This window comes from Sporosarcina sp. YIM B06819 (assembly GCF_033485175.1).
Lineage (GTDB): Bacteria > Bacillota > Bacilli > Bacillales_A > Planococcaceae > Sporosarcina.
In genome coordinates this window covers 116,227-132,578 of record NZ_JAWLIQ010000006.1, presented here as the reverse complement: position 1 = coordinate 132,578, position 16,352 = coordinate 116,227, and the positions used below count along the sequence as shown (strand labels likewise).

General features: G+C 43.8%; 16 protein-coding genes and 1 other annotated feature. Of the genes, 15 read left to right on the top strand and 1 reads right to left on the bottom strand.

Annotation, left to right across the window (positions count from 1 at the left end; translation table 11 throughout):
- Positions 1 to 74: 74 nt before the first annotated feature.
- Positions 75 to 1,361, bottom strand: coding sequence for a replication-associated recombination protein A (locus tag R2B72_RS04660; protein ID WP_318615137.1), 1,287 nt, complete (start codon positions 1,359 to 1,361; stop codon positions 75 to 77).
- 131 nt (positions 1,362 to 1,492) lie between these two features.
- Here R2B72_RS04660 and cymR point away from each other — a divergent pair, with 131 nt between their 5' ends.
- The 15 genes from cymR (at position 1,493) to mtnN (ending at position 16,148) form a co-directional block, all read left to right on the top strand.
- Positions 1,493 to 1,912: a cysteine metabolism transcriptional regulator CymR gene (gene cymR, locus R2B72_RS04655; protein ID WP_318615136.1), complete on the top strand. Its 420-nt coding sequence runs from the start codon at positions 1,493 to 1,495 to the stop codon at positions 1,910 to 1,912.
- Between the two features lie 17 nt (positions 1,913 to 1,929).
- Positions 1,930 to 3,075, top strand: a complete 1,146-nt coding sequence (locus R2B72_RS04650; protein ID WP_318615135.1) for a cysteine desulfurase family protein — start codon at positions 1,930 to 1,932, stop codon at positions 3,073 to 3,075.
- Positions 3,076 to 3,097: 22 nt separating this feature from the next.
- Positions 3,098 to 4,219: a tRNA 2-thiouridine(34) synthase MnmA gene (gene mnmA, locus R2B72_RS04645; RefSeq protein WP_318615134.1), complete on the top strand. Its 1,122-nt coding sequence runs from the start codon at positions 3,098 to 3,100 to the stop codon at positions 4,217 to 4,219.
- Positions 4,220 to 4,232: 13 nt separating this feature from the next.
- Positions 4,233 to 4,898, top strand: coding sequence for a tetratricopeptide repeat protein (locus R2B72_RS04640; RefSeq protein ID WP_318615133.1), 666 nt, complete (start codon positions 4,233 to 4,235; stop codon positions 4,896 to 4,898).
- A gap of 12 nt (positions 4,899 to 4,910) precedes the next feature.
- The gene (locus R2B72_RS04635; RefSeq protein ID WP_318615131.1) at positions 4,911 to 7,346 is read left to right on the top strand and encodes an ATP-dependent RecD-like DNA helicase; all 2,436 of its coding nucleotides are present in this window, start codon (positions 4,911 to 4,913) and stop codon (positions 7,344 to 7,346) included.
- A 41-nt stretch (positions 7,347 to 7,387) separates the two neighbouring features.
- Positions 7,388 to 7,595 (top strand) — a binding site (T-box leader).
- A gap of 126 nt (positions 7,596 to 7,721) precedes the next feature.
- Positions 7,722 to 10,355, top strand: coding sequence for an alanine--tRNA ligase (gene alaS / locus R2B72_RS04630; RefSeq protein ID WP_318615130.1), 2,634 nt, complete (start codon positions 7,722 to 7,724; stop codon positions 10,353 to 10,355).
- 102 nt (positions 10,356 to 10,457) lie between these two features.
- A complete protein-coding gene (locus R2B72_RS04625; protein ID WP_318615129.1) occupies positions 10,458 to 10,730 on the top strand; it encodes an IreB family regulatory phosphoprotein in 273 nt (90 codons plus the stop codon).
- A complete protein-coding gene (gene ruvX, locus R2B72_RS04620; RefSeq protein WP_318615128.1) occupies positions 10,727 to 11,143 on the top strand; it encodes a Holliday junction resolvase RuvX in 417 nt (138 codons plus the stop codon). Before R2B72_RS04625 ends, ruvX begins: the two co-directional genes overlap by 4 nt.
- 13 nt (positions 11,144 to 11,156) lie before the next feature.
- On the top strand, positions 11,157 to 11,453 hold the full coding sequence (locus R2B72_RS04615) for a DUF1292 domain-containing protein (protein ID WP_318615127.1): 297 nt from the start codon (positions 11,157 to 11,159) through the stop codon (positions 11,451 to 11,453).
- Between the two features lie 105 nt (positions 11,454 to 11,558).
- On the top strand, positions 11,559 to 12,683 hold the full coding sequence (gene mltG / locus R2B72_RS04610; protein WP_318615126.1) for an endolytic transglycosylase MltG: 1,125 nt from the start codon (positions 11,559 to 11,561) through the stop codon (positions 12,681 to 12,683).
- 10 nt (positions 12,684 to 12,693) lie between these two features.
- The gene (locus tag R2B72_RS04605) at positions 12,694 to 13,329 is read left to right on the top strand and encodes an O-methyltransferase (protein WP_318615125.1); all 636 of its coding nucleotides are present in this window, start codon (positions 12,694 to 12,696) and stop codon (positions 13,327 to 13,329) included.
- A 24-nt stretch (positions 13,330 to 13,353) separates the two neighbouring features.
- Entirely contained in the window at positions 13,354 to 13,992 is a 639-nt protein-coding gene (udk, locus tag R2B72_RS04600) for a uridine kinase (protein ID WP_318615124.1), read from the top strand.
- 102 nt (positions 13,993 to 14,094) lie between these two features.
- A complete protein-coding gene (gene greA, locus R2B72_RS04595; protein WP_318615123.1) occupies positions 14,095 to 14,571 on the top strand; it encodes a transcription elongation factor GreA in 477 nt (158 codons plus the stop codon).
- Between the two features lie 125 nt (positions 14,572 to 14,696).
- On the top strand, positions 14,697 to 15,413 hold the full coding sequence (locus R2B72_RS04590; RefSeq protein ID WP_318615121.1) for a YrrS family protein: 717 nt from the start codon (positions 14,697 to 14,699) through the stop codon (positions 15,411 to 15,413).
- Positions 15,414 to 15,455: 42 nt separating this feature from the next.
- On the top strand, positions 15,456 to 16,148 hold the full coding sequence (mtnN, locus tag R2B72_RS04585; protein ID WP_318615119.1) for a 5'-methylthioadenosine/S-adenosylhomocysteine nucleosidase: 693 nt from the start codon (positions 15,456 to 15,458) through the stop codon (positions 16,146 to 16,148).
- The last annotated feature ends 204 nt before the right edge of the window (positions 16,149 to 16,352 follow it).

Genomic DNA, 16,352 nt, shown 5'->3' with positions numbered 1-16,352 from the left:
ACCTTAGACTCACCTCTTGAACCCGTCTGCACCTTAAAAGAATAACCTCCCGCTGTTTGAAGGGAGGTTATTTCCTACTTCTGCTTACGAAAATCCTTTAACTTCTCATAAATAGCAGCCAACTTCTTTTCCTCACCTGCACCAACAGGCTTATAAAACTCAGTCCCAACCAGCTTGTCGGGTAAGTATTGTTGATTGACCCAGCCACCAAATGAACCGAGTGGTGTGTCGTGTGGGTATTTGTAGCCGACGTGTCCGAGCTCGGCTGCGCCTGCATAATGGGCGTCACGTAAATGGAGGGGAATATCTCCGGTTTTACCTTCATTGATCGCTTTTACGGCGGCATCGAATGCTTTATAAGCAGAATTCGATTTGGAAGCTAGACACATTTCAATGACAGCGTTGGCAAGTGGGATGCGTGCTTCAGGCATACCCAATCGTACTGCGGCTTCTGTTGCTGCGAGGACATGCGGACCTACTTCAGGGGAAGCTAGTCCGATATCTTCGTACGCCATCACAAGTAATCTTCTAGATACCGCTACTAAATCACCAATCTCCAAAAGATTAGCTAGATAATACATGGCGGCATTGACGTCGCTACCACGCACGGATTTTTGCAACGCAGATAATAGATTGTAAAAATGCGACCCTTTTTTATCGCCGAATAAACCAATCCGACCGAGCAAGTTTTCGATCAGCCAGTCCTCGACGATGGTTTTCCCGTCCGTTTCGTCACTGGCAGAAATGACTGATTCGAGCACGGTTAACGCTTTGCGTGCATCTCCATTAACACCCTCCGCAATTAACGCAATCTGGTCATCCGTGATGCTAATTGTCATTTTGCCGAGACCACGCTCTTCATCCGTCAGGGCATTGTGAAGGACCTCCAACAAATCTTCTGGTTCCAACCTTGATAACTGCCGAATTTCGCCACATCTTGAACGAATGGCGGGATTGACATCGTGGTAGGGATTTTCTGTCGTTGCCCCGATTAACACAATCGCTCCACTTTCAACATGGGGTAGTAGTGTGTCCTGTTGTAATTTATTAAACCGGTGAATTTCATCGAGAAATAATAATACTTTTCCTGTGATCCGTGACTCTGCCACAACGCTCTCTACATCTTTTTTGCCAGAAACCGTCGCGTTCATTGCGATGAAAGGCAGATCACTGGTGCCGGCAATTGCATGTGCCAGCGATGTTTTGCCGATTCCGGGTTCTCCGTACAATAGCATGGAAGGAACATGTCCGTTTTTTATCATTCGGTAAAGAGCTGTCTTGTCTCCGATAATATCTTTCTGCCCTGCAATCTCGTCAATATTTCTAGGACGCATACGATACGCCAATGGTTCATTATGCATGTGGTCACTCCTCGTACAACAGTTCTTCCAGTATACAACATTAGATGAAAGGAAGTCATTTCAAGCTAGCTGATAACCATTTATGATATACTATTTTGAAGCAAACTGTAAGAAAAGGACGGGGTTTATTAGTGAAAATTTCAACAAAAGGACGCTACGGATTGACAATCGTTGTGGAGCTTGGTCGCAAGTATGGAGAAGGTCCTGTACCGCTACGAAAAATTGCCGAAGAACAGGAGTTGTCTGAAGCTTATCTTGAACAACTAATTCCTCCGCTTCGCAATAGCGGTATCGTGAAAAGCGTCCGCGGTGCATATGGCGGGTATATGCTTGCTAAGTTGCCAACGGAAATTACGGCTGGCGATGTGATCCGCATACTTGAAGGGCCGATTCAGCTTGTTGAAGGGCTTGAGGGGACGGATGTTCCACAACACGAACTTTGGCATCGAATTGGGGATGCTGTCCGCGGTGTGCTCGATACGACAACGATTCAAGACTTAATAGATTCTGGCCAAACGGCTGAACGTGATAGTTATATGTTCTATATTTAAAGGAGTCTTCTGATATTATGACAACAATTTACTTAGACCATGCGGCGACGACGCCAGTCCATCCGGCCGTCAGCGCAACGCATTATAAACTACAGCAAACTATTTTTGGTAACTCTTCTAGCATTCATAGCAATGGTAGAGAAGCTAGAAAATGGTTGGATAACGCAAGAAAAACGTTAGCTCAGTCCATTCACGCAGAGCCTGCAGAAATAGTTTTCACATCGGGTGGTACAGAAGCGGATAACAACGCGATTTTTGGTACGGCTATAGCGATGAAAGACAAAGGAAACCATATTATTACGACAACGATCGAACACCATGCTGTCTTAAATCCATGTAAACAACTGGAATTGCTTGGCTACGACGTTACGTACTTAGAAGTGGATACCAATGGGCAAATTAGTGTCGAACAAGTGAAAAACGCATTGACGGATCAAACGATTTTGGTATCTGTTATGTACGGTAATAATGAGGTTGGCACCATTCAACCGATTCGTGAAATCGGCGAATTAGTGAAAGACCATCAAGCGAAATTCCATACAGATGCTGTCCAAGCGTATGGTCTCGTTCCGCTGGATGTGGATGAACTCGGTGTCGATTTATTATCCGTATCAGCCCATAAATTGAACGGACCTAAAGGAATTGGCTTCCTCTATCAGCGCAAAGGAACCGATACGACACCTTTATTATTCGGTGGAGAGCAGGAACGGAAACGACGAGCGGGCACAGAAAACATTCCTGCCATTGTCGCTTTTTCAGAGGCGGTAACCATTGCAGGACAAGCGATGGACCAAAATGTGGCGAATTATAAGCGATACGCTGACATTTTAACGACTGTATTAGATGACCAAGGTGTTTCTTACGAAGTGAACGTCCATGACCGTGTAGAAAAACTTCCACACGTCCTCAATATTAGCTTCCCAGGAACTGATATTGAATCACTTCTCGTCAATCTCGATATTGCAGGCGTTGCTGTATCGAGTGGCTCAGCATGTACAGCAGGTTCGCTTGATCCATCGCATGTACTAACTGCCATGTTTGGAGAGGGCTCACCGAAGCTACGAAATTCAGTGCGCTTCAGCTTTGGTCTTGGTCTTGATGAAGACAGCGTGAAAAAAGCAGCAGAAACAACAGCGGAAATTGTGAAAAGACTAGTGAAATGAACTTACAAAGGATGAAAAACATATGAGAACAGCAAAAGCACCCGCGGATACGCGCGTCGTCGTCGGCATGTCAGGCGGCGTCGACTCATCCGTTGCGGCACTTCTATTAAAAGAGCAAGGCTATGATGTCATCGGCATTTTCATGAAAAACTGGGATGATACGGACGAATTTGGGGTCTGTACAGCAACAGAAGATTATGAAGATGTCATTAGTGTATGTAACGAAATTGGTATTCCGTACTACGCAGTTAATTTTGAAAAACAATATTGGGATAAAGTTTTTACTTATTTCCTTGAAGAATATAAAGCAGGGCGTACACCAAACCCGGACGTTATGTGTAATAAAGAAATTAAATTCAAAGCATTCTTGGAACACGCAATGAGTTTAGGTGCAGATTATTTGGCAACGGGCCACTATGCACAAGTCGTTGAAGTAGAAGGCGGCGTGTCCATGCTACGTGGAAAAGATGAAAACAAAGATCAAACGTATTTCCTCAATCAGCTGACGCAGGAACAATTGCAAAAAGTCATGTTCCCGATTGGACATTTGGATAAAAGCTTAGTGCGTGAAAAAGCGGTTGAAGCGGGACTGACGACTGCGGCGAAAAAAGATTCTACGGGTATTTGTTTTATTGGCGAACGCAATTTCAAGGAATTCCTCGGGCAGTATTTGCCAGCACAGCCTGGCGTTATGAAGACGATGGATGGCGAAGTGGTCGGTCGTCATGACGGACTTATGTATTATACAATCGGTCAGCGCCACGGTTTGGGTATTGGTGGAGCAGGTGACCCATGGTTTGTTTTTGGTAAAGATTTGGCGACGAATGTGCTACTGGTTGGCCAAAATTTCCATAACGAAGCGCTGTTTTCGGATAGCTTGACGGCTATTGATGTTAGTTTTTCAACAGTGCGTGAGTTGCCAACGACATTTACTTGTACGGCAAAATTCCGTTATCGTCAGCCAGATACAAGCGTGACAGTTGAGCTGACAGGCGATGGTACAGCTACTGTTACATTTGCACAACCCGTACGTGCTATCACACCAGGTCAGGCGGTCGTCTTCTATGATGGGGCCGAGTGTCTTGGCGGCGGAACAATCGATACGGTTATTAAAAATGGACGACAACTTGAATACGTTGGATAAGGGGAATTTGAAGATGAATTACAATGAAATCGGTATTACTGCACTACAAGATGGAGAATATGAGAAAGCGGTAGAATCGTTTGTCAAAGCGGTTGAAGCCGATCCGGAAAATGCTGTTGGTTACATTAACTTAGGCAATGTCTTTGCTTCACTCGGGGATGCTGAAAAAGCCGAGCCGTTTTTCCAAAAAGCCATCACATTCGATGCGGAAGCGGGTACAGCTTTTTACGGTCTTGCCAATCTTTATTACAATAAAGAGCGTTACGAAGAAGCGGCTAAATTATACGAAACAGCGATCCGTCATGGCGTTGAAGAAGCAGACGCTTTTTTCATGCTCGGTAAAAGCCTTGAACGTTCGGGCAATGAAAAACTAGCGTTGCCTTACTTGCAGCGGGCAGCTGAATTGGCGCCTGATGATTTAGAAATTCGCTTATCTTATGGAATAGTACTGGCGAATATGGAACTCTTTACAGAAGCGGGAGCTGAATTCCGTTTCATTATCGAACAAGACGAAGAAAATGCTGATGCTCATTATAATTTAGGCTTCTTGTATGCTGTGTCAACAGAACAGAAGGCTGATGCACTTGCACATCTCGAAAAGGCATTTACAATTGATCCAGAGCATGTACAAGCGCGTTATATTTATGACATGATTCAACTGGGTGAAAACGACAAGTAAGGGGTGGCGGTGATGGAAGGACACATGGAGGCAACAAAGAAAGATGAAATTTTTTTGATTGGGCGACCGGTTGTGACTATCTTCCATAATCCCGACAACCTTTTTACCATTGTCAAATTGAAAGTGCGCGACACGAACAGCGGCTATGAGGACAAGGAAATTATCGTCAAAGGGAGCTTTCCACAGCTAACAGCTGAAGAGGATTATAAATTTACGGGTAGACTTGTCAATCATCCAACGTACGGTGCGCAATTTGATGTGCAGACGTTTGCCAAGGAAATGCCGGCGACGGAAACGGGACTGATTCATTATTTGTCGGGTGATTTATTTCCTGGTATTGGGATGAAAACAGCGCAAACGATTGTCAAAAAACTTGGTAAAGACGTTATTAAGAAAATTTTAGATAATCCATCTGTCTTAGATGTGGTTCCGAGACTATCAGATGAAAAGAAAGAGACACTCGTCTCTGTTCTTGCACAAAATATGGGCCTTGAGCGAACGATTATCCAGTTAAATGAATGGGGATTCGGTCCGCAAATCGCCATGCGTATTTATCAAACGTATCGAGAAGAAGCCATTTCACAGCTGACTGAAAATCCCTATCGATTGATTGAAGAGATTGAAGGCGTTGGCTTCCAGCGTGCCGATGAATTAGGGAAGAATCTTGGCATCACGGGGAATCATCCCTCAAGGATAAAAGCTGCGATTCTCCATTCGATGAATCAGGCGGTGCAATCAGCAGGACATGTTTTCCTAGAAGCTGAAGCGGTTTTACCGGAGGTCAAGCGTCTCCTTGAGATGAGTCAGTCTATTGAAATTCCATTTGATGCTATTTCCCGGGCAATTATTGAATTGGTTGAGGAAGGGAAGCTAGCGGCGGAAGGGCGTAGACTCTACATACCGTCGTTGTATTTTTCTGAAATCGGCATTGCGTCAAAGATTGAGCGAATTATGCAAAATGATACAACAGACCAATTTCCGGTGTCTGAAATAAGAAAAGCGGTTGGAGAAGTGGAAGAACGGCTCGGTGTCAACTATGCAGAAACCCAGGTAGCAGCGATTGAGACTGCACTTCATTCATCCGCGATGATCTTAACGGGTGGTCCGGGGACGGGGAAAACGACTGTTATTCGTGGTCTCGTTGAGGTCTATGCGGAACTGCATGGCTTGTCGCTCGATCCGAAGGAATACGCTAAAAAGCAAGAGCCGTTTCCGATTGTCTTAGCGGCGCCAACAGGACGTGCGGCGAAGCGGATGTCCGAATCGACGGGCTTGCCTGCCATGACGATTCACCGCTTGCTTGGATTTAACGGACTGGAAAAGGAAGAAGAGACGGAGCGGGAAGTGAAGGGTCGTCTGATTATTATCGATGAAATGTCGATGGTGGACACCTGGCTCGCCCATCAGCTACTGAAAGCACTAGCGGATGATGTCCAATTATTATTCGTGGGTGACCAAGACCAGTTACCGCCAGTCGGACCAGGTCAAGTGCTCAGGGATATGCTGGAGTCAAGCAAAGTACCCGTCGTTGAACTGACTGAAATTTATCGACAAAGCGCGGGTTCAACGATTATTGAAATGGCTCATATGATTAAACGCTCCGAATGGTCCGCAGATATTACGCAAAAGACATCCGATCGATCGTTTATTAAAGCGGGCGCTGACCGTATTTTAGAAGTGGTCGAACAAGTTGTGAAAAATGCCATAGCCAAAGGACATCATATCAAAGACATTCAAGTGCTAGCGCCGATGTATAAGGGTCCGGCTGGTATTGATGGCTTGAATAAGATGATTCAGGAAATGGTTAATCCACCAGGACCCCAGCGCAAAGAAGTTGTGTTTGGTGAAGTTGTTTACCGCATTGGTGATAAAGTGCTGCAGCTTGTCAATCAACCCGAAAGTAACGTTTTCAACGGGGATATGGGGGAGGTCATCTCCATTATCAAAGCAAAAGAGACGATTGATAAAAAAGAGTTGCTTGTCGTGTCGTATGATGGCATTGAAGTGACGTATGAGCGCAATGATTTGAACCAAATTACATTGGCGTATTGCTGCTCAATTCATAAGTCTCAAGGGAGCGAATTTCCGATTGTAATTATGCCCGTCGTTCGTAGTCAACGTAAAATGTTGCGGCGTAATTTACTGTATACAGGGATTACGCGAGCGAAAAATTTTCTGATTCTATGTGGGGAGCCGGAGGAGTTTAGAGCGGGTATTAATCGAACGGATGAACTTGAGAGACAGACGACGTTGAAAGAGCGCTTGAATGGCGATGTTGTTGTGCCAGAAAGTGAAGTCGTTTCCGAGCAACAATCCGAAGTGCAAGCGCCAGAAGAGGCCACGCAACCAAAAGTGTATGAGTTGACGGTGGATACATTCATTACAATCGACCCAATGATTGGCATGAAAGGTGTTACACCTTACGACTTTCTTGAAGTTGCCGATTGACAATCATCCTGAACTTTTCTATAATCAATCCATTCATCATATGAAATACGTTGACGGAGAAAGTACACATAGCTACTCGTTCAGAAAGAAGCCCCTTGGCTGAAAGGGCTTTCGAGGGTGCATGTCGAAAAGCTACTCCTGAGTGCAGCTCATCCCTGCCGTCCGCCGCGTTAAGGCAACCAGAGATGCCGAATGCAAGTCATTCGGTAATTAGGGTGGTACCGCGAGACTAACATCTTCGTCCCTTGTTTTAGGGGCGGGGATTTTTTGTGTTTCGCCCACAGGATGTGGCGTACTTAGGATGCATGACCTTACAGGAAGTCGCGCACTTAAGCCGCCTTCCATGCATTTTCACAAAATAAGGAGGAATCATTCATGAAAAACTTAACAACGTCACAAATTCGTACGCTATTCCTAGAATACTTCAAAGAACACGGACACAGTATCGAGCCATCCGCACCGCTTGTGCCAATTGATGATGCATCCCTACTATGGATTAACAGTGGTGTCGCAACACTGAAAAAATATTTTGATGGACGTGTTGTGCCGGAAAATCCACGTATCGTAAATGCACAAAAATCAATCCGTACGAATGATATTGAAAACGTAGGGAAAACAGCGCGTCACCATACATTCTTTGAAATGTTAGGGAACTTCTCAATCGGCGATTACTTCAAAGAACAAGCCATCCTTCATGCATGGGAATTCCTCACGGATGATAAATGGATTGGCTTTGATCCAGAACTATTGTCGATTACGATTCATCCAGAAGATGAAGAGGCGTATGCAATTTGGCGTGATCAAGTCGGCATTCCAGAGCATCGTATTATTCGTTTAGAAGGTAACTTCTGGGATATCGGTGAAGGTCCAAGTGGTCCGAACTCAGAAATTTTCTATGACCGTGGACCATCATATGGAGATGATTTCTCGGATCCTGAATTATATCCAGGTGGAGAAAACGAACGCTACCTTGAAATTTGGAACTTGGTATTCTCAGAATTCAACCATAATCCAGACAATACGTACACTCCACTACCAAAAAAGAATATCGATACAGGTATGGGACTTGAGCGTATGGCATCTGTCATTCAAAACGTTCCGACGAACTTCGATATCGATATTTTCCAGCCGATCATTCGGGCAACAGAACAAGTTTCTGGTGAGAAATACGGTGTCGATGACGAGAAAGATACAGCTTTCAAAGTCATTGCAGACCATATTCGTACAGTTGCTTTTGCTATCGGAGACGGAGCATTGCCATCCAATGAAGGACGTGGCTATGTACTAAGAAGATTATTGCGTAGAGCCGTGCGTTTTGCTAAACAATTAGGCATTCACAAACCGTTCATGTATGACCTTGTACCAGTCGTTGGGGAAGTGATGAAAGACTTCTATCCGGAAGTGGATGTTAAACAAGCTTTCATCATGAAAGTTATTAAAAACGAAGAAGAGCGCTTCCATGAAACATTGAATGAAGGATTGGCGATTTTGACAGGAGTTATCGACAAAGCTAAATCATCTGGCACAGCTGTGATTGCAGGAGCGGATGCATTCCGTCTATATGACACATACGGCTTCCCGTTTGAACTAACGGAAGAATTTGCAGAAGAAGCAAGCGTCACAGTTGACCGTGCTGGCTTCGACGCAGAAATGGACAATCAGCGTAAGCGTGCACGTGCAGCTCGTCAAGACGTCGATTCTATGCATGTTCAGTCGGGCGTACTAGGAGAAATTCATGACGAAAGTGAATTCATCGGTTATGATACGCTGGAGTGTCAATCAACAGTCGTTTCTTTATTGCAACAGGGCGCTTTGATAGACAGTGCATCAGAAGGGGATGAAATTCAGTTCATCTTAGATCGAACACCGTTCTACGCAGAAAGCGGTGGACAAGTGGCGGATAAAGGGACAATCACTGGCGATACATTCATTGCGGATGTCAAGGATGTTCAGAAAGCACCAAATGGTCAAAACTTGCATACTGCAATTATCCGTTCGGGTGAACTGCTAACAGGTGCGACAATTCAAGCTGAAGTTAATAAAGAGGCGCGAAAACTGACAATCCGAAACCATACTGCAACGCATCTACTCCATAAAGCATTGAAAGAAGTGCTTGGTGAACACGTCAATCAGGCAGGTTCGTATGTAGGACCAGATCGATTACGTTTTGACTTCTCGCATTTCGGTCAAGTGACGAAAGAAGAACTTGAAACAATTGAACAAATTGTCAACGAGAAAATATGGCAAGATATCACAGTGGATATTGCGCAAAAACCAATCGCAGAAGCGAAGGAAATGGGCGCAATGGCACTCTTCGGTGAAAAATACGGAGATGTTGTCCGCGTTGTATCAGTAGGCGATTATTCATTAGAGCTTTGCGGAGGCTGTCATGTTGCATCAACGTCTGTCATCGGTTTATTCAAGCTAGTATCTGAAGGTGGAATCGGAGCAGGTACACGTCGTATTGAAGCATTAACAGGGCAACAGGCTTACCGTTCATTCAAAGAAGAGGAAGCGACGCTTGTCAGTGCGGCAAGTCTGTTGAAATCAAATCCAAAAGACCTTGTCACGAAAATTGGCACTGTACTAGCGGATATGAAAGAGCTTCAGCGTGACAATGAATCACTTTCTGCTAAACTAGGGAACAGTCAGTTAGCAGATGTACTAGCGGCGGCGCAACAAATCGGTGATGTGTCGGTTATTGCAACACGTGTCGATGTGAAAGATAATAATGGACTCCGTCAGATGATGGATGAAATGAAACAGAAGTTATCAAACGCGGTCATCGTTCTTGGAGCGGCAGCAGATGGCAAAGTAATGCTTGTTGCGGGTGTGACAGATGATTTAAAATCAGGGAACTATCATGCTGGTCAAATCGTCAATCATGTAGCCACACAATGCGATGGTAAAGGTGGAGGCCGACCAGATATGGCGATGGCTGGAGCAAAAGACGCATCAAAACTTGATGAAGCGCTACAATCCGTGTATGATTATGTCAAATCTGTTTAATGTGCTTCTGCGCGATTGATGAAGTAATACAAATCGGGTATAATGAACATCAGCAAGCTACCTGGTTCGTAAAACGGATGATCTGAAAGCGGGGTGTCGATCATGAATTCATACGACAAGACGATGAAATTCAATTTTCCCGAAGAGTCGATGGAGCAAGAAGTGAAGCAGGTTATGCTCCATGTGCATAAGGCACTTGATGATAAGGGCTATAACCCAATCAACCAGATTGTTGGTTATCTTCTATCGGGCGATCCTGCATATATACCACGTCATGAGGAAGCACGTAATTTAATTCGGAAATTGGAACGAGACGAGATTCTTGAAGAACTTGTGAAGTTTTATATCCGTGAAAACGGAGGCAAACCGAATTGAGGACAATGGGATTGGATGTTGGGACCAAAACGGTCGGCGTTGCGATCAGTGATGCTCTTGGGTGGACAGCCCAAGGCATTGAAACGATAAAGATCGATGAAAGTGCCGGCCAGTTTGGCATGGAAAGAATTCAAGAACTCGTAAAGGAATACGATGTTAGTGGATTTGTAGTTGGCTACCCCAAAAATATGAATAACACAGTTGGACCGAGAGGGGAAGCATCTGAAAATTATGCGGAACTTTTGACAGATACATTCGGTTTCCCAGCAACATTGTGGGATGAACGGCTGACGACGATGGCAGCAGAGCGTGTGTTAATAGACGCAGATGTGAGTCGTAAAAAAAGGAAGTCTGTTATTGATAAGATGGCAGCAGTCATGATACTTCAAGGGTATCTTGATTCAAAAAATTGATGAGGTGATCGGAATGGAACACGGACAAGAAACAATGACGATTGTAGATGAGAATGGTATTGAGCACGTATGTGAGGTTATTTTCACATTCGATTCAGAGGAATTTGGTAAATCTTACGTACTTTATCACGTATTAGGCGAAGACGATACGGATGACGATGAAGAAGTTGAAATTCACGCATCTGCTTTCGTACCTTCTGAAGATAATGTAGATGGCGAATTATTGCCAATCGAAGATGACGCTGAGTGGGAAATGATTGAAGAAATGTTAAACACGTTCCTTGCTGAAGAGGACGAAGACGAAGAGTAATCCATAAGTGCACGGACGGGACGGTGCAGGCCGTTCCGTTTTTTGCATTGCTGTAACTGGTAAGGAGCTTTGATGGATGCTTCAATCGAAAGAGGTGGATAGCGCATGGAAAATGGTTCGAAAAAGGATATTATGTTCGAACGAATGCGTGAAAAGAAGAAAGAAGTGAAAATCATTAGGCGAATTGTTGTGATCATAACACTAGTTGTTTTGATTGTTGGACTTATCGGCGGTCGTTCAGTCTATAAGTATATAACAGGTGCATTGCAGCCAATTGATCCGAATTCTGAGGAAGTCATTGAAGTCGAAATTCCGATTGGTTCAGGTCTGGACACGATTTCTGCCCGATTGGCTGAAAAAGGAATTATAAAGGATGCCCGCATCTTTAAGTATTATGCAAAATTCAATAATGAATCGCAATTTCAGGCAGGTACATACGGTTTGACGAAGGCGATGACATTGGACGAATTAATCGAAAGTCTAAAAACAGGACGAGTGTATAGGGAACCCGTATTTACGATGACGGTCCCGGAAGGTTTAACCTTGCAGCAAATTGCCGCAGTTGTTGAAAAGCGCGCAGGAATTCCAGCAAAAGAATTTTTGGACTATGTTAATGATGAAGCGACGATTAATATGCTGATGGGGAAATATTCAACTATTATTACAGAGGATATTCGAGCAGAACATATTAAATATCCGTTAGAAGGTTATTTATTCCCTGCAACTTATCCTTTCTATGAGGAAAAGCCTACGGTTGCGACAGTTGTGGATACAATGGTTCAAGCGACAGCAACAAATGTTACACCATTTTTAGATTATCTCCAAAGCAAAGAAAAATCGGTGCACTGGTTACTAACGTTTGCTTCCTTATTAGAAGAAGAGGCGACAGCACAATCGGACAGGGAAACCATTGCGAGTGTATTTTATAATCGCATGAAGATTGATATGCCGTTGCAAACAGATCCGACTGTCCTTTACGCGTTAGGGAAACATAAGGACCGGGTTCTCTATGCTGATTTGGAAGTGCAAGACCCCTACAATACGTATGTCAATAAAGGATTACCACCAGGACCAATTGCTGGAGCAGGGAAATCGTCGCTCGCAGCCGTAATTGACCCAGCTACGACGGATTATCTTTATTTCCTGGCGGATAAGCAAGGTGTCAATCATTTCACTGATTCGTACGATCAACACTTGAAAAACCGTGACCTGTATTTGTCCGGAGACTGAGAGGAACAGAATGACTAAGTATGCGGCATATATAGCCAATTTTAACAAAGAGCAAAGTCCGTTTGTCGTTGAAATGGAACAGTATGCAGCAGCGCATCATGTGCCGATTATGGATAGAGGCGGTATGGAGCTGTTTATCAGCCTGTTACGCCTTCAACAGCCGCAACGTATTCTTGAAATTGGCAGTGCAATTGGCTATTCTGCTATTCGAATAGCCGAGGCATTGCCGGATGCTGCAGTCGTGACGATTGAACGAGATACTGCTAGATATGCGAAAGCTGTCGATTATATTACCCGCAGTGGACTTTCAGAGCGAATCACCATCTTTGAAGCAGATGCCTTGTTGACAGAGCAGGCTGAAATTTTTAATCAAACCTACGATGCCTTGTTCATCGATGCTGCTAAAGGACAATATCAACGTTTCTTTGAAAAATACTCACCGACCGTTACTCAAGGCGGCGTTATTTACTGCGACAATATGTTCATGCATGGTGTCATACTATATGATGAACAAGAAATTCCAAGACGCAATCGTACGATGATACGTAATTTGAAAGAATTCACAAAGTGGATTATGGCCAATCCGGAGTATGAGACATCCTTGCTACCCGTGGGGGATGGGCTATTAATTGCAGTGAAGAAATAATGATAGGCTAAGGAGAAGTTAAATATGCAATCCAGAAAACCTCTCGTCATCGGTATCGCCGGTGGTTCGGGATCCGGTAAGACAAGCGTTACCCACTCAATCTATGAGGTGTTTAAAGAGCATTCTGTCGTCGTTATTGAGCAGGATTATTATTACAAAGATCAGTCTCACTTGGCGTTTGAGGAGCGACTTGAAACGAATTATGATCATCCGCTGGCGTTTGACACAGATTTATTGATCAGTCATGTAGAGAGCCTTCTAACTCGCAAACCGGTGGAGAAACCAGTGTACAATTATTCATTACATACACGGTCTGATGAGACAGTACACATTGAACCACAGGACGTTATTATCCTGGAAGGGATTTTAGTGCTGGAAGACGTCCGCTTACGTGAGTTGATGGACATAAAGTTATTTGTTGATACAGATGCGGATTTACGCATCATTCGCCGCATGATGCGGGATATTAAAGAACGAGGTCGTACAATCGAATCAGTCATTGACCAATATTTATCAGTCGTTCGTCCGATGCATAACCAGTTCATTGAACCAACGAAGAGATATGCTGATATTATCATTCCGGAAGGTGGTCATAACGAAGTCGCGATAGACCTAATGGTTACAAAAATAAAAACAATTCTTGAATCTGGAACGAAACTGTAATATGATGATGACAGAATTCTATACAGATGAACACTATGTCGCATACCTATCGCGGGAGTGGCATAGTATTTTTATGAAGAGGAATATGAGGAGTGTTGTAAAATGATTAGTGAGAAGAAGTTTCCAATGACTGTAACAGGTAAACAAAAATTAGAAGAAGAGCTTGAGTTTTTAAAAACAGTTAAGCGTAAGGAAATCGTTGAACGCATAAAAATTGCACGCAGTTATGGCGACCTTTCGGAAAACTCGGAATACGATTCTGCAAAAGAAGATCAAGGTTTCCTTGAAGGTAAAATTTCAACGCTTGAGTCTATGATCCGTAATTCTGTGATTATTACTGAAGACGAGATGAATACCGATGAAGTGCGACTTGGGAAAACGGTTACATTTAAAGAATTGCCGGATGGCGATGAAGAATCGTATACGATTGTTGGTTCTGCCGAAGCTAATCCAATCGAAGGTCTTATTTCAAATGACTCACCGATCGCTAAAGGCTTAATTGGCCGCCGCAAAGACGAAGAAGTGAAAATTATAACGCCTGGCGGAGAAATGCTAGTTGTCATTCTTGAAATAAAATGAGTTGTTAAAAACCGCCTTCTATTTTAGAAGGTGGTTTTTAAGCATTTCTTACGCAACAAATCATCTTAAGAATCGTCTACTACATTGTAAATGGCCAACAAAATGGAGATGGAGGATGATGACATATGACTGAAAGAGGACCTGACTTTTCAAGGGCAAGACGTAACAAAAATCGCAAACGTTCAAGTACTATTTTGAATATCATGATTGGGGTCGTTGTCGTACTCATTATCATTGTGGCTTCGACGATTTTCCTTGGAAATGATGACGATGGAAATGTGGCGACGGAAGAATTGTTTGCAACAGACGGTACTGACAAATCTTCAGAGGATATCGAAAGTGAAGTAATTGAGGATGAAGCTACTATTGAAGAGGACAAGGATGAAGCAGAGGAAGATGAATCTTTATCCTCAGGAAGTGAGAAACCTGCTGAAACAGAAGAAACACCATCTGAGCCAGAAGTTGAAATAAAGGAAGAAGATAAAAGTGTTGGTTCAGTTACTTTTGTCACGTCGGATGATGATATCGTTGCCGAGACTATAATAAGTGCAGCATGGCAACCAATCGGTACAACTCAATCAGGCGAACACGCATCGCAGTATGATCGGGAATCGGTTGACTGGGCTGAAAAACAGCAAGCACTTGCGTATGCAACTGGGCTTTCACAAAATGCAATGATCTTTTGGAAAATCAAGAATGGCGGTGGACCGCAGAAGTCTGTAGGCATTGTTTCTTCGACTGATAAAGCAGAAAAATATCGTGTCTATTTAGAGTGGGTGGATGGCGAAGGCTGGAAACCTGTTAAGATGGATGTATTAAAGACGTTGGACTTTGAGTATTGACATGGTAACTAGTTTATTTATGAATCGAGTGGAGGAAGCAGCATGAGAATCGCAGTAATTGGGGCAATGGAAGAAGAAGTAGAATTGTTACGGGAAGAAATCGGTTCTGGGCAAGCAACGACAGTTGCGGGCTGTGAATTTATCGAAGGACAAATCAAAGAACATACGGTGATTCTTGTGAAAAGTGGCATTGGTAAAGTGAATGCTGCTATGGCAACAACGCTTCTTTTGAATAATTTTAAGCCAGATGTCGTATTGAATACAGGGTCAGCAGGTGGGTTTTTAGCGTCACTTGAAGTGGGGACGGTCGTTATTTCAGATGAAGTGCGCCATCATGATGTCAATGTGACAGCATTCGGCTATGAGCTTGGGCAAGTGCCTGGACAGCCTGCGGCATATCGTTCAGATGTCAAGCTGATTGACGTAGCCCGCGCTGCTGTCGAAGAGATTGGTGAACATGCACATGCGACAGGGTTAATTGCTTCTGGAGATACATTCATGAGCGATGCACAGCATGTTGATAAAGTGAAAGAGCAATTCCCGACAATGATTGCAGCGGAGATGGAAGCGGCAGCTGTTGCGCAAGTTTGTCATCAATTTGGTACACCTTTTGTAGTCATCCGTGCATTGTCAGATATCGCAGGAAAAGAATCATCGATTAGTTTTGATGAGTTCCTTCCTATCGCTGCTCGTCATTCAACGGATATTGTTTTAAAAGCTATCTCGAAACTTTAAGCATTTCGTGGTAAGATAAGTCTATGCGTAAATTATATTGATAGTTTTTCAAGGAGGGAATTCACATGTTGTTTCTAATGGCAGGTGTGTTTATCGCATCAACAATCATTGCAGTCGTCATTTCCCGCGAGGTTCGTGCTTGACTGAGTAAAAAAGAAGAGGCGCTTCCTATGTTGGGATCACTCCCGCATGGAAACGCCTTTT

Bases quoted from the DNA above. Each gene is read 5' to 3' on its own strand.
- R2B72_RS04660 (WP_318615137.1), bottom strand. From the start codon at position 1,361: ATGCATAATGAACCATTGGCGTATCGTATGCGTCCTAGAAATATTGAC.
- R2B72_RS04650 (WP_318615135.1), top strand. From the start codon at position 1,930: ATGACAACAATTTACTTAGACCATGCGGCGACGACGCCAGTCCATCCG.
- mnmA (WP_318615134.1), top strand. From the start codon at position 3,098: ATGAGAACAGCAAAAGCACCCGCGGATACGCGCGTCGTCGTCGGCATG.
- R2B72_RS04640 (WP_318615133.1), top strand. From the start codon at position 4,233: ATGAATTACAATGAAATCGGTATTACTGCACTACAAGATGGAGAATAT.
- R2B72_RS04635 (WP_318615131.1), top strand. From the start codon at position 4,911: ATGGAAGGACACATGGAGGCAACAAAGAAAGATGAAATTTTTTTGATT.
- alaS (WP_318615130.1), top strand. From the start codon at position 7,722: ATGAAAAACTTAACAACGTCACAAATTCGTACGCTATTCCTAGAATAC.
- R2B72_RS04625 (WP_318615129.1), top strand. From the start codon at position 10,458: ATGAATTCATACGACAAGACGATGAAATTCAATTTTCCCGAAGAGTCG.
- R2B72_RS04615 (WP_318615127.1), top strand. From the start codon at position 11,157: ATGGAACACGGACAAGAAACAATGACGATTGTAGATGAGAATGGTATT.
- mltG (WP_318615126.1), top strand. From the start codon at position 11,559: ATGGAAAATGGTTCGAAAAAGGATATTATGTTCGAACGAATGCGTGAA.
- R2B72_RS04605 (WP_318615125.1), top strand. From the start codon at position 12,694: ATGACTAAGTATGCGGCATATATAGCCAATTTTAACAAAGAGCAAAGT.
- udk (WP_318615124.1), top strand. From the start codon at position 13,354: ATGCAATCCAGAAAACCTCTCGTCATCGGTATCGCCGGTGGTTCGGGA.
- greA (WP_318615123.1), top strand. From the start codon at position 14,095: ATGATTAGTGAGAAGAAGTTTCCAATGACTGTAACAGGTAAACAAAAA.
- R2B72_RS04590 (WP_318615121.1), top strand. From the start codon at position 14,697: ATGACTGAAAGAGGACCTGACTTTTCAAGGGCAAGACGTAACAAAAAT.
- mtnN (WP_318615119.1), top strand. From the start codon at position 15,456: ATGAGAATCGCAGTAATTGGGGCAATGGAAGAAGAAGTAGAATTGTTA.